This window comes from Enterococcus sp. AZ170 (assembly GCF_050545135.1).
GTDB lineage: Bacteria > Bacillota > Bacilli > Lactobacillales > Enterococcaceae > Enterococcus_L > Enterococcus_L ureilyticus.
Genome location: NZ_CP172947.1, coordinates 3130615 through 3154335 on the forward strand (window position 1 = coordinate 3130615; position 23721 = coordinate 3154335).

Here is a 23721-nt window from a genome sequence, read left to right on the forward strand (position 1 = left end):
TTAGGCTTCATAATAATATATAATTGTAATTCATGATGTTTCTATTTCCTCTTTTGTCCTGTATCAGAACGTTTCTTTCTCCACTCACCTGAACTCTTTCTTGTTCTATTCTCACCCGCAGTTGGACCTGTTTTTACTACTGGACCTTTTGTATCTTTTGGACTAGGCATAGTTTTTCCTCCTTTTATTATTTCTTTAGTTCATTCTACTATGCCTTAATCAATTTTGATAGCCTTTTCATAAAATAATATAAATAATGGTACTTGATTTACTTACTCTAAATACTCTGAAAAAAATTAGGTTTTGGCTTAACAGTATTACTTTTTTTTATTTCCGTAAAAAAATTAGTCATTAACTGCCACCTAACCACCAAATCAGAACCTGGGTCAGGATATTTAATATTATTCCTCAACTCCATCTTTGTGATTACCGTTGGAGTTAATACAGGGACTTTATATAAATGTATTTTTTTAACCTTATCATCTGCACAAAGTAGATTTTTCAAATCGAGTCCTTCGTCTATTTTAAACGTTGAATTTTTTACATCGATAAGAGTAAAACCTATTTCTTCATATTGAATCTCTGAAAATCGTACTTTTTTCCCATCAGATATTCTAAGTGGCATAAAACCTTTTATTACATTGTGAGTATGTCCATCATCTATAATATCATTTGGAATTTTAACTCTAGCATTCTGTGGAGCACCGATTGGAAGATAATAATTCATTAAAATTTTGTAGTCTTCATGGAGAAATAGAGTACTTTTTGGATCTCTAAGATAACCTCTTACTGCATCTAGAAATGGTTTATCCATCGAATCTTCTTCTCCATTTATACTAAAAAACATTGCTACAATTTCTTTCGCCACTCTAAGTGGGTTTATTTTTTTTATTGAATGTGTTAAATCGGGCTTTCCATTTTTTAAACTTGTATTATTACGAATAAAATTTTTATTGTCTTCTGTAAATTTGATATACTCCTTAACATATTCACTACCAAAAAAACTATTGCATTCACCACATAACGTATAATACACATTACCGTGAGGTTTTCTTTTAATCCCTTTCGGAAAATCTCCTTTTGTAAAATCCCCTCTAAGAAAATCTTCTAAACCGCCAGTTCGTGTTTTTTTACCTCCAGTATTTCCTGATTTTTTAGGTGGTACATGCTCCTTGGTAAGTTCAGTATATTTTTCACATAAAATGCAGTGACCTTTCACCTAAATCCCCCCTCTAGATTGGCTCTATCTTAATTAATTATATTTCAAAAGAATCCGTTGCAGTTCCTCTTGTGCTGCAGTATCTTCTGATACAAAAAATGGCACTTGTTCTGTTGGCCAATAATCAAAATTACCTTCATCATCTGTTACATAAAACCCACTAGTAAAAGAAGCTGTACCTTGAAATTCATACACTATACCATTATCTGCAAGTAAATATTTTACAATCGGTTTATCTGGATTAGCTACTTCACTAAAACCAGTCGCTGTACTTGGATGATTTTGTTGGTCATTTATTTCATCAGACAATCCAGTTACTCCATATTTTGATGTATAGAAAACTACGCCTCCTAAAGAATGAATAGAATAAATATCCTTTCCATTTCTTATAGTTGGATCTTGTTGTTGAACCAGCACATGTTGACCATCTGTAGTCATTGCATACCAATCTCCCCTTCCACTTGCTCCATGAGTGAAATAACTGTCATTTACAGCCATTCCGCCCATTGTTGCTCTTTCTCCTGCCCATTCAAGAAATTCATTGGAAATCGTTCGCTTTTCCACTTCAGTGTATCTTCTATTTATATTTACAGAAACACTTGATTCTTGTGTATCTGAGTTTTTTTCACTATGCACTTTCTCTTGAGATACAGATTGATCCATTTCTTCGCTAATCGTCGAAAAAATTTCACTAGCTACACTATGACTTGGATCCGTTTTAACCCTTTCAACGGATGAATTTTTAGTATCTTTTTTGTTGCTTGAACAACCACTTATAAAAAATAATAGAATACTAAACATCAATAATTTTCTTTTCATTATCTTCTCCTTACTACCATATTATAATTTCTTAAAAATAATCCAACACATTATCTTTAGATACAAGAAAAACTTTTATACCTAATTGTTTAAGCGGTGTTTGTATCTGATCAATTTGTTTCCTGTGCGTAGCATTATCCGGCAAAGCAATAGCAGAAATAGTATCTTTGCATTCTTGGTTTAAAACTTTTAGTGCGGCAACTACTGCTTTTCCAATATGATTTTTTACTTGATTATCATTGAATGGCTTAGCATATCTAGCAGAACCTTTCATTGAAGACGTTGCACCTTTAGCTTCAATACAGATTTTGTTTCCATTTTTAAATGCCTCAATGTCAATTCCTGTTTGTGTTGTAGTTGCGTATCTTTCTATTGTGTACCCTTGACTATTTAAATAGCTCATCATAATTTCAACTACTTCATTTTCGGTCAATAATTCATTCATTTACCTTAACCTGTTCCCTTCCCAACCTATATCTATCAACTTAAAAGAGTATTAGATCAGTATTATCTTTCCAAAAATATCCCTACTTATGATACGGTTCTGCGTATCGTAAGGGGATGATATTCTTCTACACAAAATACACTATCAGCCTTATTAAAAATTCTATGCAGAACAACTTGTTCCCTCCTTAAGATTAGAATACCCTACCAAATAATTTATAGACCCTATACAAAATAACAAGACTGTAAACATTTGGAATGTTGTTTTGTATAGGTTACACTTAACTGGACAATAAAAATAAGGTGTGTAGACTGAAGATAACACAATCAGGAGTGAAACCACATGTCCAGAAGACCTAGAAGAACCTTTACAACAGAATTTAAAGCCCAAATTGTCGCACTTTATGAGAATGGCAAGAGCCGCAAAGACATCATCGTCGACTACGACTTAAACCCATCTACCTTTGATAAGTGGGTTAAACAACACCATCAGTCAGGGTCCTTTAAGGAAAAAGATAACCGCACTCCCCAAGAACAAGAACTACTTGATCTGAAAAAGAAAAACCAACAATTGATGATGGAAAATGATATTTTAAAACAAGCGGCGCTGATATTCGGATGCGAATCCAAGTAATTAAGGATAATCGCCATAAATACCCAATAGCAGCGATGTGTCGATGTTTAAACGTGCCAAGAAGTACTTATTACTATGAAGCAACAAGAAAAAAAGAGGACGTTCAATTGGAACAGCAGATTCAAACTATTTTCCGTAAGAGCCGCAATAGCTATGGAACGCGACGAATCAAAGAAGAGCTAGAGAAACTTGATAAACGTGTATCACGAAGACGAATAGCGCAAAAAATGACGAAGCTGGGCTTAATTTCAACTTACACTATCGCCCATTTCAAACCGAAGAAAAGTCAGTCAAACGAGTCAGCAGTTAAAAATGTTCTGAACCAAAAATTCACGCAAGAAACACCTTTGACCACAATTGTCAGTGACTTAACCTACGTTAGGGTCGCCGGTAAGTGGCATTATATTTGTACATTGGTTGATTTATACAATCGAGAAATTGTGGGGTACAGCTCAGGACCGCGGAAGGATGCGGAGTTAGTTAAACGGGCATTTCAACAAGTTCAACGTCCTTTGACAGATATTCAGTTATTCCATACGGATCGAGGGAATGAATTTGATAATCAGCTAATTGATCGCGTTTTAGAAGGGTTCCAAATTCAGCGATCCTTAAGCAAGAAAGGCTATCCTTATGATAATGCCGTTGCGGAAAGTCTGTTTAAAACCTTGAAAGTTGAGTTCATTTATCAGTACTCGTTTAACAGTCAAGAGCAGTTATCTCGAGAATTATTTGATTATGTGCATTGGTACAACACCAAGCATTTGCATAGTACACTTAACTATCAATCCCCTGTTGCGTTTCGAATCCATAACCAACAGGGACAGCGATTGGCATAGCGATTCGTTGACAATGAGCATAGGTGTGAGAGTCTATAGGGAACTAGCCCCTGTCTTAAACCTGAGGGCAATAATGCCAGTTCATCGCAGCCTATGACGGCTCGTTGTCAACGGCAATCAGTTAATAACAGAACTCTGTCTAAAGCGCCTTATAATTTCTGTACAGGAAAGTGTTGACATTCCACTGTAAACATTTGGAATGTTGTTTACAGTCTTAAAATGAACTAACCATCACTTTTTTTCTTCTTTTTTCTTTTTTGTTGTAGTTTTTTCTTCTTTGCTTCTGCTCGCTTTCGTTCTTCCTCTTTTTTCTTTTTTCTATACAACAAGAAAAATACGAGAACTAGTAAAAGTATCAAAAGTCCTGCACCAATGACTATATATCGCCAATTTATTCCTTCTTTTAAATCAACCGCTTTATCATTTAAGGTCTTTGCTTCCTCTGCAGTGATCTCAAACTCTTCGTCCCACTGCCATTTTTGACCCGTCTCTTTTGATGCGGCTGTTAAGTTAACACGATAGGTGCCTCGTTCAAATCGCTCGCTTTCCCAACTGATTGGATAGGTAAAACTAGAACTTGGCGCAAAACGATACCCACTGACTTGGCGCTCATGTAGAACTTCTTTACCTCCTTTTTTATAGATTTTCGCGTCATAATCAATCTGTTCTAGATTCGTAGATGCTTGATTTTGCAACGTCACTTCGACTTGATTTCGTCCTGCTTCTTGACTTGCTTTTGATCCAACAAAATCTAGTGCGGCTTTAACAGGACTATCTGATTCTGTTAGCTTTATGCCTACGGTTAAAGAGACCATATTTTCAATTTGCATTCCCTTACTTTTTTTAACTGTACTTGCTTTTTCTTTTGGCTGTGTCACCGTAACTCCACCTAAAATCATGCCATCGAAGGAGTCTTGCGGCATCTTTATCTGAATCGGTACTGTAATCGTTCCTTTTGCTGGGACGGTGACAGTAGGAGCTACCGTTGCGATATCCGTTAACGCCACCTTCAGACTGGAATCTTTTTTATATCCTTCGACAATGGAATAATCAAGGTCTCCATTCATACTTGTTCGGGCATCTGTTAGGGCGATTGTAACGATTTCTTCCTTCTCCCCAGCATTATAGATCGCCAATTCGACTTCTTGTGTTTGTCCAGGAGTCATTCGTAGATCATAATACGTTACCTCTGAATTATGTTGATTGTCAGGTAAGATCGCTTTGACTGAAATATCTCCTACCTCTGCTTGACCTCTAATAGGGAAAAGAAAAAAAATACTACTTATCATTATGTATAGAAATCCTAGAATAACTCGTTGTCGTTGTTTTTGCATGTACTTCTCCTTCTCTCTTAGTAAAAAGTGGAAATGGCTAGCTATCCATTTCCACTTTGATCTTTTTATAATGCGTCTGTTAAACTCCAAGTAATCGTTGAGGAGTATGTCACATTACTTTTAGGTGATTCACCTGTTGGTACATGTAACTTCACTTGATCGTTCTCTTTATTTTCCACATCATCTTTAATCGTACTATAATCTTTATCTTTATCATATGATCCATCAAAAACAACTGAAGAAATAGACGCATTCGCACCCTTGGTTGTTGTTGATAAAACAGTTAATGGCGTAGAATTCAATTCAGCCTTTGCAGTCGTTGTTAACGATTTATTTTGTATGCCAGATAAGATTGTTGTAATATCTGATCCTGATGTTTTATCTAATACATTATTTGTTAATTTCTGACTATAAAATTGGATACGAGTATTTTCTAACACATCCGCTGTATCCTCTTCTGCCACCCCTTGCTCAGTAAAATTCGTGGCAGTCGCAGTCACTTTAAAAATACCATTTTTTCCACGTTCATCTGCTACTTGCACAAATTGTGGGATTTTTACATCCGTACCACTTGGTGTAACTACTCCATCTGCATCTGTTGTCGTTGTTTGGTAACTGGTCAAAAGAGATGGATAATTTTGCGCTTGTGCTGATACTTTTACAGAGCCAAATCTAAAATGAGGAACATTTGTCAAACGAAGACTGCCCTTTGTGGAAGCCCCTTCCTCTAATTTGATAGTTGTATTTTCTGTTCCTGGTTTGATCAATCCACCTACACCGTCGTTTTCTGTAAATAACACGGTACCATTTGTCGTTGTACTTCCTACTTCTGTTGCTTGAGCTGATTGTCCTGCTAGAATTGTTGCTCCACCAATTGTTAGTAAAGCGACAGTTGCTACTGTTTTTTTCATTTTTATATTCCTACTTTCCTTTTTTTATGTGAAACATTAATGAGATACATTAATGAGCACGACCTTTATATGTTTGTTACAATTCTTATTTGTTAGTTATGGTGCATTGGTTAATCCCCAATTAACGGTTGCCTGATACGTTCCTTTTTGTGCTTTTCCAGCTGGAATTTTCAACTTAAAGCTACTCGTATTATTCAACGGAATATCTATTTTTGTTGTGGCTGTTGAATTGGTTTTTATGGTTGTTCCTTCGGTTTTCTTTATCATCGTATTTCCATAATACAAAATACCAGGAAGTGTCGCAGTTGAGCCCTCTTCTTGAAGGGTAAAATCACTGGCCACGTTCACAGTGACTTTCCAATTTCCTTTGACCTCTCCTTCGCCCGTTGTCTTTCGATTGTCTCCAACGATTAAAGCAGAATTATCTTTGGAAGCCGATGATTCTTGATCAAATGCGCGAATATTTTTTGAATCAAATTTCATCGTTGCTGGAATTGTTATAAAACGTAATAACCCTTTATATTGTAAAATATACACATTAGGATCTATCTCTGCATCAGCGTCCTTCCACTGAATAGGAACCGCACTTGGTGTCGTTACTTTTGTTTTATTATCTGCTTTAAAATAATCGACAAATTCATACCCTGTCCCGTTTGTAGCGGCAGTTTTTGATTCCGTAATACTTTCTAAGGTTGTGAAATTAATTGTTTTCCCAACAATTTGGTCATCCAAAAAAATGGGAGCAATCGCTAACGTTTTGTCTTCTTTCTTATAGGTTAACGGGTTGTCATCCTTATCGTATAACGCATTCCCATCTTCATCATTCGAGTTGATCGTGACTGTCACAAATCGATAATATACCGTTACTGGCGTCCCTACCGTTGTTGTCTTTGATTCATCCGCTGTATCTCGTTTGATCTCATAATGAACTTTTTTTATTGGATTCGGTTTATCCGCTGCAGGTGGATTGCTTTTATCTATCGGCTCTACAGTTTGTAGATCTACAATATCTGTTTCTACTGGAGTGACTGCTTTTTCTGTGATGTCTTCTCCTGTTTCAAAATCATAAGCAACGACCTTTCCATCACCCATGACTTGTTTACTAAGATCCTCTTTCTTCAGCGTGGACGTAATATCCCACGGCAGAGAAATTGGTTCCGTATTAAAAATAGTCGTCCCATTTTTCCCTATTTGTTCACTATTGTTGCCCATCACATAAACATATGTATCTCTTGTAATAGGTTTCCCATTTTTAGTCAATGTATAGGTTAAGGGAAATTTACCAAATTTTTTAGTTGCATTGATAGCAGCTAATTGTATTGGATCAACTTTTACATCTGTATTGTAATTCGTTCCTGCGTCCAAATCCCATGCCAACACATTCCCATACTTACTTGTTGTATCTTGTCCAGTCAATAAGACTTGTGTTAACCCGCCAGTTTTTTGTAGTTCTGTTAGATCACTTAACTTGATAGTAAAGTTTTCTGCTCGAAGGGCTGCTTTTGTAGTTGTTTCATCGTAGACTGTTTTGGAATCAACTTTATTCACCCACCGTGAAGTTGAGGTTTTGGATTGATTTGAATCTGTAGCGAAATAAGTAACTCTGTTAGGACCAACTTTATCATTATCTTCAAAACCTAATTTTTCCCAATCAATAGCTTGAGTGTATTTATCAGTATTCATATCAAAACTTTTGGGATTTTTTTGAAAACGGTCGTTTAGCCATTCTTGCCCATAAAATAATGAGTTAGTATCATTAGTATCGTATACAACAACATCCTTTAATAAACGTTCATTTTTACTATCTTGATCAGAATTTTTTTGAGTGATATCATAAATCATATTAGGCATTTTTTTTACAATTGGGGCATAATCAACTATTCGATTGAACGTGCCAAAATAAGTATATGTCTGTTGTGTATTAACAAAAGAATCAATTGGTAGTTGTTGAGTAAATACCTTTGATAACTCGCTAAACGAATCTGGCTTAACTGTTCCAAAAATAGCAAACTTAGAATCAGAACCCGCATCCTCTAATGAAATTATTTTATTTAGTGTATAACTTCCTGATGGAACATCAAATACAGAAACGTTTTTAATAGTAAAATCTTTATCCATATCACCACTTACGATACTAGGTCTATTTATTCCATACTCCGATAATGCTGGCAAATCACCTTTCGTATTCAAAATATAAGAATAATTTTCTGAATCAGTTGATTTTTTTACTAAAAGAGAAGTTCCCTCTGGATATTCTAATTTACTGATTATTTTAGTTTCATTTTTAACATTTATTTCAAGCAAATTGCCCTTTTCTACAGGGGAAAAAGCATAAAAGTAAAAATTACCTGAATCATTGATATTTGGAAAGTAATTAAGTGTTTCCTCTGTCCCTTTGCTAGAGTTACCCACAGAGGAAACATATAGTTTTTCTTTAAATTGCAAATCTTTATCATATAAACATACAGCTTTTACCACAAGGGCTTCGTTTGTAGTTGTATTGGCCTTATATCTATACGCTCGTGTTGTAATTAAATAGTTATCATCATCTATTTTTTTTAGCATATCGATTGCGACGCTATTACCAGAGACTTGTGGTGTCTCAAAACCAGGGTACCCAGCAAGATTTCCTTCCTTGGTTTGAGCTGGATTGTATATTTGTATATCCTTCGTAATTTTTGTAAAAGTATTCGTGTCGGCATTGTAACTAATTAAGGGCGTTGGCACATTAACTAAATTACTTTCTTTAAGTACATTATCATCTACAATGTTTATTTTTGTAAAAGTTACATTTGGAAAGTTTTGCCCATTAATATTAAACTCCTCAAACAAACTTCCTGCAATACTCACCCCTGTTGCTGTTTGTGTTTCTATCTTGAATTTTTTATCCGGAGCTATAGATGCATCTCCGCTAATATCTACTGACATATCCAATAAATTTGACTCTCCTCCTAAGTAAGCTATTACACTGAAATAGAATCGCCCGTCTTTTTCATACGTAGATAAATTCGTTAAGTCTTCAAATCTTGTCCCATTTTGTATAACATCATAATAACCCAGTACTTTTCCTTCATTATCTAGGTAGTACAATACTCGACGACCATATGCTGGTACAGTTTGAGCATCATAAATACTTACGATAAATCCTCCTGAAGGTACTGGAATAATATTATTGCTACTCGATAAAATACCACCGGCATAATTACTTCTACTAGAATAGAGTGAAAAAGTATTTGGTTCACTGACTCTTGATACATCACTACCTTGAACATAGTCTTTGTATTGGGTTTTATCAATTTTTGGTTCGATTATATCTATCGCGTCTTTTGGAATAGTCATTGCTATATCTGGCGTTAAACCTGTATCAATTGTAATTTCTTTGTCCGGATTGGCTTTGATAACTTCCTCTTGGCTATAATATCTAAAAAGAAATAGTCCTAAACAGCTAATCACTCCTAACCCTATTAAAAGTTTTACTCTTTTTTTGTTTAATTTTTTCATGGTTCACACCTCATATTTCTACCTGTCTATCTACATTATTCTTGTATGGACAGTTTCTACTTCTTCTTCTTGCTACTATTTTTGGTACATAGATTGTTACAATAACTTTCTCCAATTGAAACGATGCACTCATTTATAGGTTATACTTTCGGCTAGTGTTTGTGATGGATTGAAATAAATCGGTTACTTTCGCATTCAGTATCCATTCTTTTGTTTTCGTGAGACAATTATCACATACAGCCAAACAGACTGATTATACTCACATAGCTAAGCAATATAGCATTATTTTTAAAGTCTTTTCTTGAGTTTCCAAACAACTAACATCCATTTAAAAGCTTAGATAGTTACTAACATTTATTTTTCACTTAAGTTCTATAGATTATCACAATAACTTCCTCTACGATGTATTGTGTGGTTCGTTAGTTTCTATTAATTAGATTGCTGGGTCTTCTGCTAATGTCCAGTTCACTTTACTTGTAAATTTCTTATCTTTTACATTACTGTGATCTTTTACTTTTAATTGAACACTAGATACTTCTTTCGCTACTGCTAAGGTAGTTGCTTCTGATTGTGTTTGTGTCGCATAGTCTAATACTTCCACTTCTTTTGTTGCCCCTGCCACCAACGTTACTGTTGCTGGTGAAGCGGCGTAATAAGCTAATTGTGTCGGTGTCATCGCGCTCAAAGCATTGTCTGCTGTGATCGCTGGTGTTGGTGTTGCTGGTTTAGCTGCATCTGACAATTTTGTATCAATATTGTACTTTTGTGCGGTTCCTAAATTAAATGATAGTTCTGCTTTATCTAATTTCGTTACAGTACTAACGCCTTTATCATCTGTTGCAGTATTTTGGAACTCATTCAATGTCGCTTTTACTGACCAACCATTCTTTTTATCTGCACGATCATCAGAAACTGCTAGATATTGTTTCACTGCTGTTTTAGGTGTTCCGTCTTCATTTGTACCAAATTCTTGTTTATAAGTTGCTGCTGTTGCAGTGGCTGCTACATCATGATTTCCGAAATCAAAAGTTGTTGGAACATACGCCAAAACTAGGCTTCTTTGGAATGGTCCACCGCCAGGTGTGCTTTCGCTAAAAAACGAAATAGATCCATCTGTTGTCATTTTATTGGTTGTTGCTTCTTCTGCATGAGCGTTGTTTCCACCCATCAATACTGCACTAAATGCTGCCGCTGTTGTTAATCCTACTACTACTTTTTTATTCATGATATCCTCCGATTTTTGCTTGTAGAGAAAGTTATTGTGCTAATCTATAGAACTTAAGTATCCAGCTAGTGTATTATCCACCCAATTGCATCAATTGATTTTTTACCGATACAAAAAGATAAACCATCAAGGAAAAAGAACCAATTGATACCAGTAATAACAAGTAATTAAGCAGTAATACGTTGAATGAATACCCCAATTTTTTCTTGGACTTCCGGTCTTTCAAGAATGTCCCTACAAAAACTAACAAGGCAATCAGACCAATCACCCCACTTGCCGCAATCCATACATAGATACTCATTTGCACTCACCTTCTAATGGGTGTTTTCTCTTGAAAAATAAAACCCCAATCAATAGAACGAAAAACCAACCGATTAGTAAAAACATAATTGGTTGTAACAATTCACCTGTCATTGGCAACCGTCCAGTGGGTTTGGTTGTTGGATTCGCTGGAACAGAGGGCACTGTCCCAGACAGATCTGTGGATGTCGTTGTTTCTGTTTCACTACTGTGAGTAAATCCAATTCCTGTCTCTGTCCCGACTGCCTCCCCATAGACAGGAGAAATAGTCATCAAAGATAAACAGCCCAACAAGCCAATCAAACACCCTTTAATCCATTTTTCTTTTCTTCTCATTTTTTTTCTCCTTTCGCTTTCTGTTTTTCTTTTGTTTGATCATTCGTTGTTTCCATTTTCTTTGCCGTATCACTAGGTAACCACCGACTAGTACGGTCAACAGTCCAGCTCCAACAATACTGAAATACGCCCACTCCGGTAACGTCAATTTATTCAAAGCTTCTTCATTCATTTGCTTCGCTGTAGAGGCAGAAATTTCAAAGTCTTTTTCTAGTGTCCACGAGTCATAGCGACTTTTCGCCCCTACTTTAGCTTGATACTTCCCTGCGGGAATAATATCTATTCCCCAATCAACCCCAAATTTAAACCGACTATTGGGGGCAATAGAGCCATTTTCTAATTTCTGTTTTTTGACAACTTTTCCCGTTTTTTTATCGATAATAGAGGCAGTCATCGTGACGTCCGCAATCATTTTAGGCTCTGGATTTTGAAATTCTAATTGAATGGTTTTAAATGAGTGACTTAATTCTGCTTTTGCACTTAATAGATTTAGGGTCTTACTATTCGAATAGTCTTCTTCATTTTCTGCTAAAATCATGCCTATGCGATAGGCATAGGCTGAAGTAATGGCATTCTTCTCTTCTGACTCTTCTTCATTTTCTTGTTGAAAATAAACAGTCCCCAATTTGATTCCCTCAAAAGAGGCTTTTGGCGGAGTGATTGTCAGTGTGACCGTCCGTTCCTCGTCTTTTTTTATTTCAAATTCCGGGTCACTTACGGTGATAATTTCTTCAATCGACTCAGTGAGTGTTGGGTCCTTCTCCATCCCCGCCTTATAGGCAACTGTTCCTCCCTCCGAAGTAATCGCATTCGCCATAAAAACTTTTACTTTAGTGGGTGTTTCCGATTTCCCGGTAACTTTTATCTCTACCCTTTGCGGAACATTTGGTTCAGTCTTTAAATAAAAATATTTTTTTTCTTTATCAATTTGTGTATTAGGGATAACTGCTTCCACTTCAAATCCTAATGGAAGTTCTTCTTCTGCTGCTTTAGCCGGTTTCCCTATCAGGATGAAACTCCAAATCACTAGACTTAGTAAAGCGAATTTCATTTTTTGTTTATACTTACTGTTCATTCGACTGACTACCCTTTCGTCCCTAACATTCTTATTACTTTAAGGCTTAATTATTGAACTTTTCTCCATTCTGTTTTACTATAAAAATATGATTGTGTTTCATTAACTTGCGCTGTTAGCTATTTTATAGTGATTAAACTTCTTTACTTGACTTATTTTCATAGTAAAAACAAGTACTTTATTAAAAAAAACGGAAGACATTCACTATTTTTCTTGTTTATCCATGACCTATCTATCTAATTATTATGTTAGTTAAACTCACAAATTACTTATTTACGCTATACATGTACCCTTTATTTCGAATCGTTTTGATGGTGAAATCTTCGCTGCCTTTTACTTTATTTCTTAAGTGAAAGACAACATTAGCCAATGTACATAAGTTTGCTTTTTCATTGTTCACCCAAATCGTAGTGATCAAGCGATCATACGACACACACGTATCTTTATTTTGATATAACAGCCTAAGTAATTGGTATTCATTCCTTGTTAACAGTTGTTCCCGACCATTCACAGAAATGGATTGATTCTGCTCATTCACAATCGTTCGATCACCTTCTTCCTGATGCCCAGACGCCGTTTCCTTCGTTCGTTGAAACGTATTTTTTATAATGAGAGATAGCCGATGAATTTGCGTTTCATCCGTAACCACTGCATTTGCGCCCAACTCCATTAACAGCTCTTGTTCATAATCAAGTGCAATCGTAGAAAAGATCCAAACAAACAAGTGTGGATTCGTTTGACATATTCGTAACCAGTCCACAACAACTGGTAATTTCTCTTTTTCTGTCAATGGGATAACGACACCAGAAAAAGAAGCTAACTCTTCTTTTTCGTGGATAACAGCCAATGAGTGTTGCTCCTCTGCTAACTGTTTAAACCACCGTTCATTATCTAGCAACGGCTGGTCAATGACACCTAAGTCTGACATGAGTTTCTTTCATTCCTTTCTATCATGGGGAAGTAGCGTAGACTAATCGGTAATTTCTGTGAAAACTTTCTCTTTACCGCTACTGTGTCTAAAAAAGTTATTGCGTGCGCAGTTGTTCTCTTAGAAGTAACTATACTAAGTGCTATCCTCAAAAGAAGATTCTACTAATGATTATCATCCCTTGTTGACTACCATTGACGGCGTAAAAAAATGATTCTCGTTCAATCATAAAAAGAATTGAGAAGAAACCACGCTGTACCTTCCGATTTTTTCTTTGTAAATAGCGTCAAAAAAGAAAGCGCTAACATTCCGATGAAGTGCAATGTATCTACACAAAAACAACTATTTTTTTTATTTTATTCCTTTTTATTATTTCGCTTGTTCCATTTGTTGGATCACTTGTTTGCGACTCTCTAAAAAAGAATCAGTGTAGATATCTAACGTTGTTTGTGTTGATGTATGGCCCAATAGCTTACTAACCGAAGCAACATCCCCTTTGGCTTCAATACAACGTGTCGCAAACGTATGACGCAATTGATGAAAGTTTACCGAAAAAAGGGCACATTTCTGCCTTATTTTATGGAAATAGTAGGTTAATACCCGTGGTTCGGTAGGCTTTTGTTTGTTGGAACAAACAAAAGGGCCTGGCGCTTTCTTTTTCCATCTTCTTAAATATTTATACAGGGTATACGTCATAGGAATCGTTCGATTAGAACAATCCGTTTTGGCTTGATCTAATACTAATTGAGTCCGTTCACCCATACGCATGAGAGGGACTCGTTGATACGTTCGACGTATATGAATCGTTCGTTGATCCAGATCAATATCATCCCAATGTAACGCCGCAATTTCACCAATCCGTAATCCCGCATGAAGAGCCAACAACACTGGGAGACCTTGATAAAGTGGGCGTGTTTTCGCTTCTTTTTCTAACTGTGATTGGTGGTATTTCGATAAGGCTTTTCCCTTGTTTCGCTTCTTTTTGGGCAGCTGTATTCGTTGACAAGGAGCATGTAGAATTTTTCTTTGCACATAGGCTTCATTCAAGGACTTTTTCAAAATTTGATAGAGCACATGAATCGTTGTGGCCTTTAATCCTTGGCTTTGCCATGTATCAATAGCTTGTTGGATAGTGGAATCATCTAATTCATTTAATGAAATGTGCCCAATCAATGGAAAAATGTAGTGTGTCAATTTATAGAAGTACGTATGATATGTTGAGCTTTTCAGCACCTGTTGATGGTCATGCATCCAAGAAAATGCCCAATCCTCATAAGAAATAGCAGCTTCTCCTTTTAGTTGAATAAGGGTTTGATATTTTAGTTTATACGTATACAAGCGATGCTTGACATCTCCATACGTTTTTCCATAGATATACCCATATTTTAGTTGACCGTTTTCTTTACGCCCTTTTTTATAGCGTCCCTCCCAACGACCATCTTTTCTTTTGTATATATTTTCACCTTTTCGAGGCATATTAGTCATCCTTTCTTGACGGCTTATTTGACGGTGTATAAAATAATCCTTTTTTGTCTTAATTTCATGAATATTTCCAAAATAAAGAAAAAAATGAAAAAAAGGTTGTTTTATTAGTTCATTTTTAATATAATTAAGGAAGACATTCAGATATTTATTGAAAATCAACAATAATTCTTAGTATAGTTACTTCTAAGAACTTATAGATTGGTACTGTCCTTCTTATTTACTAATAAAATCAGAAGGATAGCACCATTATCTCTTTTTTTCGATAATTTTTTTATTTAAAAAAAGAGATAAAAATACTATTAGCATATAAAAAAAGAGAGAATTTTGTATGAACTAAAGCAAATCTTTCTCTTTTTTTAATTTCGTTACGCACCTCCCTAACAATATCCCTAGCGATGCGAGACCGAACACATGTGCCAAATGTGTTTTCTAATCGTAACATCAGTAATAAAATATACGACATATTCATTGTCTTGCTTATCTACATATAAATACAAATGGGTCATTACTAGTTTTGGTAATTGTTTTTTGGCTCCTTCTGGAAGAGTAGCTTCGTCTAGTTCTTCTCTCTCCAGTGTGACAGATTCATAGCTCCATTCCTCTTTTACTGTTACAAGATGCATTTGTTTTTGTAAAATGTTCATTGCTTCATTTAACATGGCTTTTTTCCTTTCTATGGTATAAAAATAACCTTATGAGCTTCCCTCATGAGGCTTCATTACTTACTATCGGTTATATAGTCTTCTGCTTTCATAGACAGATATTTTCCACCACTACCAATTATCAAATGATCCTGTAAATTAATTTGAAGCAATCGACAGGCTTTTTCTAACTTCGCAGTAAATTCAATATCCGCTAATGAAGCGGTCACACTCCCTGAAGGATGATTATGCCCAACACAAATAGACACACTATTTGATAAGAGCGCCATCTTTAAGATATCTCTAGGAAAAGCGAGGGACTGATTGATGGTTCCTATATGAACCACTTGAATAGCCGTTGGTTCATTTTTTACGTTTAAACCAGCAACCACCAAATGTTCTCGATCTTTTGTTTCAATAAACGGAGCGAACAACTCATAGACAGCTTGTGGACTAGTACAGGTTCTAGCGGCGTAAAAAGTTGAGGCTTCTTTTACCAGTTCAAGACTGACAATAGCTACACGTTTTCTCGGTTGGTTTGTTTTCATGTTTTTCTCCTTTATGATTGTTGTAGTTGGTTCTTAGAAAAATACCAATCAATAATCTTCTGGTAATAACATGGTTTGATGACTACGATCATCGATCACCCATAACTTTTTAATTTGGAAATCAGGCATCTTTCCCTTTATGGTGTAGGTATGATAATCGATGAAAAATGGTTGCTCTTGTCGATGAATCACTTCAATTGCTCGGCGTTGATTATCTGGATTAAACTCAAAGATTTGTAAGTAGTCTAATTCTGTTTCAGCTTCACTTCTTTTTTTGTCGATCAATTGCCAGCAATAGAGTTGAATTTCTTTTGGTACTTGTTCGTTCACTCCCTTCGTGATGTAACGATTTTCTTTGTTATCAAACATTTTATTCCCTCCTTAAAACACAAAAATAGACCAACCACCATTTAAGATGATTGATCTTCATAGATATAATATATAATTATTTTTGAGCTAGATAACTAATTCACCTTCATCGTATTAATAGGTGAATCTATCCTAGCAAGTGTCAACTGCTCAACTTCTTTCTCAGTCATTATAGAAAGTTGTTCTTCTCCAATAGTATGAAGGATATGAATGTAATCATAGACACTCTTGATGTACGTATAATCTCCTTTAGTTAGATATAAATATAAATTTTCTAAATAACTAACGCTCATGTGATACTTATAATTCTTATTTTTTGGGTTTTGCTTTTTAGCAAGCACTAAATAGTCTTGCACTTTCCCATATTCCTTACTATATAGTTTGGAGGTAATCAGATTAGTAATTAAATTATATGCAAATTGTTTTGTTACTGTATTTCGATTTTCTTCATCTTTTATTGGAATCGCTCTTCTTATTAATAGTTCAGCTTGTTGCTCTTCTAAAAGAAAAATAATATTTGACATCAATGTATAATCATATTGAACATAGTATGATTTTTTGCTTAAATAAGTAAAACTATCATTTAATCCTTCTTTTGTCACTTGCTCAACTTCTGACCAGTGATTTGAAAAGAACACCTTAATCGCAATAAAATTGGAACGTTCCTTTAATGATTGATTTTCTATATTTTTCAATTGATTATAGTAGTGAAGTAATTCTTTCTTTTTACTTTGATTCGTAAGATGAGTAGCGCAATATTCAAATAATTGTCTAAACTTTTTTTGATCATCGTCCAATGAAGAATGACAGATAAACTCTTCTGGTGAAATAGAAAGCTTATTAAGAATTGCTGTTAGTTCAGACATCTTTATTTCTCGTTTACCGCTTTCAATTCTAGAATAAGCGGAAGTATCATGATAAGGTAATACTTCTTTTTGTGTAAACTTCATATTTTGTCTAAAAAAGAGCAATGTTTCATTTACATTCATAAGATATACTCCTTTTTTGTAAAATTATACCACATATCAATCTATTTTATACTTAAAGTTTAAATACCGTTTATAATCAAATTAAATTCTGTTATGATAAAGGTAGTAACAGAATTTAAGATAGGAGAGATTAGTATGTCTATTTTATTATTGGCTGTAGTAGTTCCATTTGTTATCATCGTAGCACCATAGATAGATGATTAAAACAATAGAAACGTGAAGAAACACCTATATTGCTACATTGGATTACTTCACGTTTTGTACTTTACAATAGGATACTATTCACCTAAATAAAATCAACTTTCTGTAAGTTTTCTTCTATTACAATTTGTCCACATTTCCATTATAGGAGCCCATCACAAATTATTAAAACAGAAACAACTACTCAATAAGAGATCAACTCTTTTACACTCAAATCTCCAAAAGAGGTTATCACCTTATCTGTCACAGATAAATCTTGAGGCGGATAATCAGGATTTTGAAAACCGATAACTGTCATCTCTGCCCTACTTGCTGATAAAGCACCATTTTTGGTATCTTCAAAAGCCAAACATCTTTGTGAAGGAACTTTTAATTGTCTAGCTGCTTCTAAAAAAACATCTGGCGCAGGTTTTGTTTGGAAATCAGCTATCTTTCCCTTTATGGTGTAGGTATGATACTCAATGAAAAAAGGTTCTTCTTGTCGAGGAATCACTTCAATTGCTTGGCGTTGGTTATCTGGATTGAACTCAAAGATTTGTAAATAGTCTAATTCTGCTTCACTTCTTTTTTTGTCGATCAATTGCCAGCAATAGAGGTGAATTTCTTTTGATACTTGTTCGTTCACTCCCTTCGTGATGTAACGCTTTTCTTTGTTATCAAACATTATCTTTCCTCCTTAAAACACAAAAATAGACCAACCACCATTTAAGATGATTGATCTTCATAGATATAATATATAGTTGTTTTTGAGATGAATACGCTAGTTTAACCTCATCATATTAATAAGTAAATCAGCCCTAGAAAGTATCAACTGCTGTTATGATAAGAAAACACTCATCTATAATCCATCTTTATCTAGACTATTTTAATTTCACAAATCTAGCTCACCAATCGTAAAATTGGTAAAATGCTTTAGTTATCTGAATCGACAGGTTAAATAACTAGCTAAGTGTTTTCTACAGATACATATACTTTTCCAGAATAGTTTGATACATTTTCTATTTTTATAGTGTAATTCTTATTGTTAGTGACATCAAACGTTTTTTCCCCTTTAAACTCAATTACAAAGTGATTATTGTCGAAACTTACACCATCGTTTTTGTTTATGGGAGCTTTTTTTTCAACAACCTCACCGTCAACAGTAACAAATTCTGTTTTTTGTTTTGTTACTGTATCATAAAATATATCTGTTGTTAAATCATGCCAGAGTTCTTTATCGTATTCTGTACTAAACTTTAACTTAATGCCATCTTTATTCTCAATTCTAAGTACGGAATCGTAATCCACTTGCTTTACTTTCGGTTCAACTTTTAGCACTATCTCTTGTCCTGGATTGAGTGTTTTATAGCCCAATCCTGCGAATATTTTGGTGTAGTTTATAAAAACTAAAAAACTAAAAAGTAAAGCTACTATCGCAAATACTATGAGTAAGTATGTATATAGCCTCTTTCTATAGGGGTACATTAATTACTCCCCTTTCGGTTTTTATAATCTTTTATCCCATCTTCAATGTATTGTGCATCGTTTGGATTGTCCCCAAAATTACCTTTTTTCATGTTTTCTAACCATTTAGCTATATCTTTATCAGACCAAGCTTGTAGCTATCTTTTCCCTATACCAATCGTAAAGGGAAGCACCTTTTATATTGTTTTTAAATACGCTATTTCTTCTTCTGTCCATTTTTTATGGACTAAGATATCTAATTCTCTTAATCTTTCAAATATGTTAGTCCATATTTTTGAATTTCTTACTGAATCAGTATTCCATAGTGGACCATTTATCATTTCAAACAGTTCATCTCTTATATTTTTTGAGACACTATAAATTTCTTCATCGATAATCCCTTCTTTTTCTAGTCTATCTAAAGTATAAGGACTAAAATATGCCACCACATCACCTAAAAAAACTTCAAAAATGTAATCGTACAGCTCTTGGTCATTCATAGTTTCTATATTACTTTTAACTTTCAAACTATCTAAAAAACCATTGAAAGAATCCCCAATTGTTAATTGTTTCAAATTGCTCACCTCTATTCTATTATTACTAAAGTTGCACCATCATCCAGTGTTGGAACATAATTATCACTAGGTCTTATTACTTTTACTCTTCCTGTTGTTCCTGATGAGAAACCATAATATGAACCCACGTGGATTCCTTCTCCTGGATGATAAAATATCATTCCATCTCCTTTATTAATAAACTTCCAACCATTTCCAGCAGAGCCATATGTATCTTCAATCCATCCAGATCCTAAAATAGATTTGACTTCATTTTTTGTACTTCCATACAATCGCTCTGGATTTGCTATTATATCATCGAATGACGTGGGTTTCCATTGGACATTTCCAGCACCATATTTATCTTTAAAGTAATTATTCCAGTCTTTTCCAGAGACTGGATTTTCTGCACCAAAATCAGTTTTTGGAGGTTTAGTCCCACTAGATTTCTTTGGAGTTGAAACCTTCGCTTTAGAACCTGCATAAGAAAGCCCCGCCATCATAGCAAGGTCATATAGTCCACTATCTTGTGCGAATGCATATCCTGTCGAAATATAGCCACTCAACTGTATAGAACCTTTTGATAGTCCTTCATATTTTTGACCTGTTATATAGGTTTCTCCTCGTCTTAAGGCATCATTCTCTAAATCTCTGATTTTTTTCCAATCGACAATTTGATAATAACTGGGATCTAATTCCGTTCCATGTTGTTCTAAGAAGTTTTGTAATTCACTATTATCAAGTCTGCGGCCATCTTTATCTATAAACCAATTAACTGAAACCTTCCCAGTTACAGGGTCTTCATATGGCCATGCATAAATAGTATAGCCTTCTAGTTTCTTTAAGTTGTTATTAAACGCTTCTTCTTTTTGCTTTGCTTTAGCTACTTCTCTATTTTTCCAACGAGTAGTAATAGCTTTTGCCCAGTTCATATCTAACTTACTGATATCAAAAGTCCCTGTAGAGGCATTCCACGCTTTACAATCCTTTACTTGATTAATCGCTGTATTCAATTCTTGTTGAGAAGAAGTATATTCACTAAAAAAGCTTGTTGACTGAGCTTCCTGTTGAATTATGGATATATACTAATAAAGTAGACCCTTTAAATGATAATCATACTTCCGCTTTTGAGCATAGAAAATCCATCCAAGAATAGATATGTACCTTTCTTGAATGGATTAATTTTAATTAAGAGTTAGTATAAAGTAACTCCATGACTTTTTCAGCATTATATAAAATCGAACTGCATCTTCTTGTTTTAGTTCGAATGTTAATATTGGGGCATCCACCCATGCAAGCAGGAAGTACAGCACAATCTATACATTTTTCATCTGATATTGCTTCATAATTCAAATAATTTGAAAGTACACTGTTGAATTCTGGTCCTTTAAATACATTACCTACAGAGAATTCTTTTCTTCCTATTTCATCCCAACATTTGTATAAATCTCCTAATGGGTCAATAACATAACTATTTAATGACACAGCTCCACATACACCTAATAACTGTCCAGGGACATTAATCAAGTTATACCCTTTTTTTAGAGCTGCAATATAAAATTCTATTTCTTCATAGGAGAACTCTTTATCATTGAAACATAAAGGATTTGGATTCTCATCCATCGTATCATCAACAGAGGCAATATAAAAACCTACTTTATTTTTAAGACCTCGATCATCCAAAATATCTAAAATCTCAACAACTCTTGATATATTGGATTTGTCGACATTAACTCGGATTGAAATGTTAATTATGCCACAAACTTCTTGAATATTATTCATAATTGACTCAAATGTAGGCCTCCCATTTTGGGGCACCCTTCTTGTATCATGAATATCAGGTGGCCCATCTAAAGTTATTTGAGCTCGTTTAATCCCTAGTTCTTTTAAAATTAATGCATTCTTTCTATTCAAATAAAATCCATTTGTCACTATATCCGCAGAATAATTCTCTTTGAGTCTGGGGATTTCCCACAGAGCCTTAGTAATATTTATAATACTTTTCAATCCCATCAAAGGTTCTCCACCATACCAACAAATATCTAACCTTTCTTTATTTTCAAAATCATTTTTGATAAAATCAATAACTTTTTTTTCAACTATTGGGGTCATTTTATTATGTCTATAACCTTCTTCAAAACAATACGGGCATGCAAAATTACACTCCATAGTTGGAGCTAAAGTCAATGACAATGAATTTTCATTCGATCTTATCAAATTATTATTAAATTTTATTGATCCTATTTCATCCATGTTGTCTTCGACTAACATACTTCCTTTTTTTAATTCATTCACTAAATCTTCCTTATAGAAATTTTGATTTTTAATGGCGTAATACGCCTCTTTATACTCCTCGTTTAAAAATAAAACTCCTGAAGAGTAAGAGTTGTAAATCAATAAGCCTTCATCCAGAATTTTTTCGATATTAAACTTTGATAATTTCATCACAAACATCTCCCGACTAAAATATTCAATAGCACAATTCTAATCTAAAAAATTCTAATTGTAAACAATTATTTTCTATTAGTATTTACAAATATCTTTAAAGGGTGTAAAATACATTGTGAAATATATATCAATCAAAAGGAGAATGAACATGAACTGGATTGCAGCAGATTTTAAAATGACTAAGGAAATAGAACCAAGATGGTGTATTTTTAGGTTAGCTTGTAATAAAAGAAATGATGATACTTGTTGGATTCATGGTTAGATAGGAGTGTATAACAGATGAATTGGATAAACAAAGCAAATCTATCAGATAACTTAATTACAAGAGATACTTGTGTAGTTAAAGGTTGTTGGACAAACAATGAAGGTGGAGCTTGTCTCATTAAATATTGTGTAACTAGATTTTGTTTTATGGATTATTAATACGCCATCTTTTTATTCACGTATTCATACGGAGGTGATTTTATGAATTGGATAAAAGAAAGTAACTCCCTAGACTTAAGCACTAGAGACACCTGTGTAGTCAAAGGTTGTTGGACAAACAACGAAGAAGGGGCATGTATTATCAGATATTGCGTAACTAGATTTTGTCTTAAAAATTGGTAAAGGAGATAGCTATTATGAATTGGACATCACTGCCAACCACAAATGATAACTCAAGATCTTTGTGTATAATTAGAAATTGCAATAAAAATAAGCCTTGTGGAAGTTTAATATGCTTTGCTTATGGAAACGACAGATAAAAAGGAGATGATCATAATGAATTGGGTTACCTATAGTTCTCAAGAAATAGAACCGAGATGGTGTTTATGGAGAAATTGTGCTAAATATTCGAATAATTGCGTGATTCACTTTACATGATTTTTATTTTACAAAGATAAGTATCCGATCTTTTTAATCGGATACTTATCTTGTTAAATATTTCCATATTTTTTTTTATTTATTCTCCAAAAAATAAAAAATACAATTATATCAAACACAATAGGATAAATCGAAATAACATTATTCTCCCCATACCCTATGTTTATTAGGTGTGGAACCTCAATTCCGGGATATACAATGGAATAGATTATATTTAATAGACCTTGAAAAAAGTCAACACAAAATATGACTAAAGCCACTTCAGATAAAGATTTTGAAATTATAAAATTTGTTCGTTCGTCTCGATTGGCAGGGATTTTTAGTATTCTATATTTATTAACGATTCTAAATGTTAAATAAACTAAAAAGACAATAATTAAAAAATTGAAAATAATCATTCTAATCTTCTCCTTCAATAAAAAAAAGTTTTTGAAAATCCTCATTAAGCACTTTTGATATTTTAATAGCCACTTCTAAACTAGGATTATACATCCCCCTTTCTATTGCATAAATAGTTTGTTTAGAAACATTTATAGCCAGTGCTAAATCTTGCTGTGTTAGATTATTTTGTATTCTATATTCTTTTACATAATTTTTAACAGCCATGCTACAACCACCTA

General features: G+C 34.1%; 25 protein-coding genes. 1 reads left to right on the forward strand and 24 read right to left on the reverse strand.

Annotation, left to right across the window (positions count from 1 at the left end; genetic code table 11):
- Nucleotides 1-41: 41 nt before the first annotated feature.
- The 4 genes from IGJ55_RS14985 to IGJ55_RS15000 form a co-directional block, all read right to left on the reverse strand.
- Nucleotides 42-170, reverse strand: a complete 129-nt coding sequence (locus tag IGJ55_RS14985; RefSeq protein ID WP_430606758.1) for a hypothetical protein — start codon at nt 168-170, stop codon at nt 42-44.
- A 107-nt stretch (nt 171-277) separates the two neighbouring features.
- Nucleotides 278-1219, reverse strand: a complete 942-nt coding sequence (locus tag IGJ55_RS14990; protein WP_430606759.1) for a hypothetical protein — start codon at nt 1217-1219, stop codon at nt 278-280.
- A gap of 33 nt (nt 1220-1252) precedes the next feature.
- On the reverse strand, nt 1253-2038 hold the full coding sequence (locus tag IGJ55_RS14995; RefSeq protein WP_430606761.1) for a hypothetical protein: 786 nt from the start codon (nt 2036-2038) through the stop codon (nt 1253-1255).
- Nucleotides 2039-2069: 31 nt separating this feature from the next.
- On the reverse strand, nt 2070-2483 hold the full coding sequence (locus IGJ55_RS15000) for a hypothetical protein (protein WP_430606762.1): 414 nt from the start codon (nt 2481-2483) through the stop codon (nt 2070-2072).
- Between the two features lie 342 nt (nt 2484-2825).
- On the opposite strand from IGJ55_RS15000, the gene IGJ55_RS15005 reads away from it, so the two are divergent.
- Nucleotides 2826-3952 (forward strand): IS3 family transposase gene (locus tag IGJ55_RS15005; RefSeq protein WP_430606763.1). Its coding sequence is split into 2 segments (ribosomal slippage): nt 2826-3081 and nt 3081-3952, totalling 1128 coding nucleotides; the frame shifts between segments, so codons are not numbered across the junction.
- A 224-nt stretch (nt 3953-4176) separates the two neighbouring features.
- Here the strand turns inward: IGJ55_RS15005 and IGJ55_RS15010 are convergent.
- The 20 genes from IGJ55_RS15010 to IGJ55_RS15105 all read right to left on the reverse strand — a co-directional run bounded on the left by IGJ55_RS15010 (nt 4177) and on the right by IGJ55_RS15105 (nt 23707).
- Nucleotides 4177-5286 carry a DUF916 and DUF3324 domain-containing protein gene (locus IGJ55_RS15010; protein ID WP_429948525.1) on the reverse strand — a complete coding sequence of 370 codons (1110 nt, stop codon included), beginning with the start codon at nt 5284-5286 and terminating at the stop codon, nt 4177-4179.
- 65 nt (nt 5287-5351) lie between these two features.
- Entirely contained in the window at nt 5352-6197 is an 846-nt protein-coding gene (locus IGJ55_RS15015) for a WxL domain-containing protein (protein ID WP_430606764.1), read from the reverse strand.
- Between the two features lie 96 nt (nt 6198-6293).
- Nucleotides 6294-9698, reverse strand: coding sequence for a hypothetical protein (locus IGJ55_RS15020; RefSeq protein ID WP_430606766.1), 3405 nt, complete (start codon nt 9696-9698; stop codon nt 6294-6296).
- Between the two features lie 433 nt (nt 9699-10131).
- Nucleotides 10132-10923 carry a WxL domain-containing protein gene (locus tag IGJ55_RS15025; RefSeq protein ID WP_430606767.1) on the reverse strand — a complete coding sequence of 264 codons (792 nt, stop codon included), beginning with the start codon at nt 10921-10923 and terminating at the stop codon, nt 10132-10134.
- 73 nt (nt 10924-10996) lie between these two features.
- Nucleotides 10997-11224 carry a hypothetical protein gene (locus IGJ55_RS15030; RefSeq protein WP_429948518.1) on the reverse strand — a complete coding sequence of 76 codons (228 nt, stop codon included), beginning with the start codon at nt 11222-11224 and terminating at the stop codon, nt 10997-10999.
- On the reverse strand, nt 11221-11559 hold the full coding sequence (locus IGJ55_RS15035; RefSeq protein WP_429948516.1) for an LPXTG cell wall anchor domain-containing protein: 339 nt from the start codon (nt 11557-11559) through the stop codon (nt 11221-11223). Before IGJ55_RS15035 ends, IGJ55_RS15030 begins: the two co-directional genes overlap by 4 nt.
- Nucleotides 11534-12634: a DUF916 and DUF3324 domain-containing protein gene (locus tag IGJ55_RS15040; RefSeq protein ID WP_429948514.1), complete on the reverse strand. Its 1101-nt coding sequence runs from the start codon at nt 12632-12634 to the stop codon at nt 11534-11536. The genes IGJ55_RS15035 and IGJ55_RS15040 overlap by 26 nt, the downstream gene beginning before the upstream one ends.
- 265 nt (nt 12635-12899) lie before the next feature.
- A complete protein-coding gene (locus IGJ55_RS15045) occupies nt 12900-13562 on the reverse strand; it encodes a winged helix-turn-helix domain-containing protein (protein ID WP_429948512.1) in 663 nt (220 codons plus the stop codon).
- A gap of 369 nt (nt 13563-13931) precedes the next feature.
- The gene (locus tag IGJ55_RS15050; RefSeq protein WP_429948510.1) at nt 13932-15038 is read right to left on the reverse strand and encodes a tyrosine-type recombinase/integrase; all 1107 of its coding nucleotides are present in this window, start codon (nt 15036-15038) and stop codon (nt 13932-13934) included.
- 398 nt (nt 15039-15436) lie between these two features.
- Nucleotides 15437-15706 carry a 4'-phosphopantetheinyl transferase gene (locus IGJ55_RS15055; protein WP_429948508.1) on the reverse strand — a complete coding sequence of 90 codons (270 nt, stop codon included), beginning with the start codon at nt 15704-15706 and terminating at the stop codon, nt 15437-15439.
- 59 nt (nt 15707-15765) lie between these two features.
- Nucleotides 15766-16236, reverse strand: coding sequence for a JAB domain-containing protein (locus IGJ55_RS15060; RefSeq protein ID WP_429948507.1), 471 nt, complete (start codon nt 16234-16236; stop codon nt 15766-15768).
- 48 nt (nt 16237-16284) lie between these two features.
- Nucleotides 16285-16605: a DUF960 family protein gene (locus IGJ55_RS15065; protein WP_429948505.1), complete on the reverse strand. Its 321-nt coding sequence runs from the start codon at nt 16603-16605 to the stop codon at nt 16285-16287.
- A gap of 95 nt (nt 16606-16700) precedes the next feature.
- A complete protein-coding gene (locus tag IGJ55_RS15070) occupies nt 16701-17594 on the reverse strand; it encodes a helix-turn-helix domain-containing protein (protein WP_429948503.1) in 894 nt (297 codons plus the stop codon).
- Between the two features lie 385 nt (nt 17595-17979).
- The gene (locus tag IGJ55_RS15075; RefSeq protein ID WP_429948501.1) at nt 17980-18459 is read right to left on the reverse strand and encodes a DUF960 family protein; all 480 of its coding nucleotides are present in this window, start codon (nt 18457-18459) and stop codon (nt 17980-17982) included.
- Nucleotides 18460-18740: 281 nt separating this feature from the next.
- The gene (locus IGJ55_RS15080; RefSeq protein ID WP_069640247.1) at nt 18741-19259 is read right to left on the reverse strand and encodes a hypothetical protein; all 519 of its coding nucleotides are present in this window, start codon (nt 19257-19259) and stop codon (nt 18741-18743) included.
- A gap of 176 nt (nt 19260-19435) precedes the next feature.
- A complete protein-coding gene (locus IGJ55_RS15085; protein ID WP_429948499.1) occupies nt 19436-19813 on the reverse strand; it encodes a hypothetical protein in 378 nt (125 codons plus the stop codon).
- A gap of 11 nt (nt 19814-19824) precedes the next feature.
- Complete coding sequence (locus tag IGJ55_RS15090) at nt 19825-20724, reverse strand: hypothetical protein (RefSeq protein WP_430606768.1); 900 nt, start codon at nt 20722-20724, stop codon at nt 19825-19827.
- A gap of 256 nt (nt 20725-20980) precedes the next feature.
- The gene (locus tag IGJ55_RS15095; RefSeq protein WP_429948495.1) at nt 20981-22237 is read right to left on the reverse strand and encodes an SPASM domain-containing protein; all 1257 of its coding nucleotides are present in this window, start codon (nt 22235-22237) and stop codon (nt 20981-20983) included.
- Nucleotides 22238-23154: 917 nt separating this feature from the next.
- Nucleotides 23155-23499: a hypothetical protein gene (locus IGJ55_RS15100; protein ID WP_429948493.1), complete on the reverse strand. Its 345-nt coding sequence runs from the start codon at nt 23497-23499 to the stop codon at nt 23155-23157.
- 1 nt (nt 23500) lies between these two features.
- Nucleotides 23501-23707 carry a helix-turn-helix transcriptional regulator gene (locus IGJ55_RS15105; RefSeq protein WP_429948491.1) on the reverse strand — a complete coding sequence of 69 codons (207 nt, stop codon included), beginning with the start codon at nt 23705-23707 and terminating at the stop codon, nt 23501-23503.
- Between the last annotated feature and the right edge of the window lie 14 nt (nt 23708-23721).

Coding starts and splice junctions, on each gene's coding strand:
- IGJ55_RS14985 (WP_430606758.1), bottom strand. CDS start 170: ATGCCTAGTCCAAAAGATACAAAAGGTCCAGTAGTAAAAACAGGTCCA.
- IGJ55_RS14995 (WP_430606761.1), bottom strand. CDS start 2,038: ATGAAAAGAAAATTATTGATGTTTAGTATTCTATTATTTTTTATAAGT.
- IGJ55_RS15000 (WP_430606762.1), bottom strand. CDS start 2,483: ATGAATGAATTATTGACCGAAAATGAAGTAGTTGAAATTATGATGAGC.
- IGJ55_RS15010 (WP_429948525.1), bottom strand. CDS start 5,286: ATGCAAAAACAACGACAACGAGTTATTCTAGGATTTCTATACATAATG.
- IGJ55_RS15015 (WP_430606764.1), bottom strand. CDS start 6,197: ATGAAAAAAACAGTAGCAACTGTCGCTTTACTAACAATTGGTGGAGCA.
- IGJ55_RS15020 (WP_430606766.1), bottom strand. CDS start 9,698: ATGAAAAAATTAAACAAAAAAAGAGTAAAACTTTTAATAGGGTTAGGA.
- IGJ55_RS15025 (WP_430606767.1), bottom strand. CDS start 10,923: ATGAATAAAAAAGTAGTAGTAGGATTAACAACAGCGGCAGCATTTAGT.
- IGJ55_RS15030 (WP_429948518.1), bottom strand. CDS start 11,224: ATGAGTATCTATGTATGGATTGCGGCAAGTGGGGTGATTGGTCTGATT.
- IGJ55_RS15035 (WP_429948516.1), bottom strand. CDS start 11,559: ATGAGAAGAAAAGAAAAATGGATTAAAGGGTGTTTGATTGGCTTGTTG.
- IGJ55_RS15040 (WP_429948514.1), bottom strand. CDS start 12,634: ATGAACAGTAAGTATAAACAAAAAATGAAATTCGCTTTACTAAGTCTA.
- IGJ55_RS15045 (WP_429948512.1), bottom strand. CDS start 13,562: ATGTCAGACTTAGGTGTCATTGACCAGCCGTTGCTAGATAATGAACGG.
- IGJ55_RS15050 (WP_429948510.1), bottom strand. CDS start 15,038: ATGCCTCGAAAAGGTGAAAATATATACAAAAGAAAAGATGGTCGTTGG.
- IGJ55_RS15055 (WP_429948508.1), bottom strand. CDS start 15,706: ATGTTAAATGAAGCAATGAACATTTTACAAAAACAAATGCATCTTGTA.
- IGJ55_RS15060 (WP_429948507.1), bottom strand. CDS start 16,236: ATGAAAACAAACCAACCGAGAAAACGTGTAGCTATTGTCAGTCTTGAA.
- IGJ55_RS15065 (WP_429948505.1), bottom strand. CDS start 16,605: ATGTTTGATAACAAAGAAAATCGTTACATCACGAAGGGAGTGAACGAA.
- IGJ55_RS15070 (WP_429948503.1), bottom strand. CDS start 17,594: ATGAATGTAAATGAAACATTGCTCTTTTTTAGACAAAATATGAAGTTT.
- IGJ55_RS15075 (WP_429948501.1), bottom strand. CDS start 18,459: ATGTTTGATAACAAAGAAAAGCGTTACATCACGAAGGGAGTGAACGAA.
- IGJ55_RS15080 (WP_069640247.1), bottom strand. CDS start 19,259: ATGTACCCCTATAGAAAGAGGCTATATACATACTTACTCATAGTATTT.
- IGJ55_RS15090 (WP_430606768.1), bottom strand. CDS start 20,724: ATGAACTGGGCAAAAGCTATTACTACTCGTTGGAAAAATAGAGAAGTA.
- IGJ55_RS15095 (WP_429948495.1), bottom strand. CDS start 22,237: ATGAAATTATCAAAGTTTAATATCGAAAAAATTCTGGATGAAGGCTTA.
- IGJ55_RS15100 (WP_429948493.1), bottom strand. CDS start 23,499: ATGATTATTTTCAATTTTTTAATTATTGTCTTTTTAGTTTATTTAACA.
- IGJ55_RS15105 (WP_429948491.1), bottom strand. CDS start 23,707: ATGGCTGTTAAAAATTATGTAAAAGAATATAGAATACAAAATAATCTA.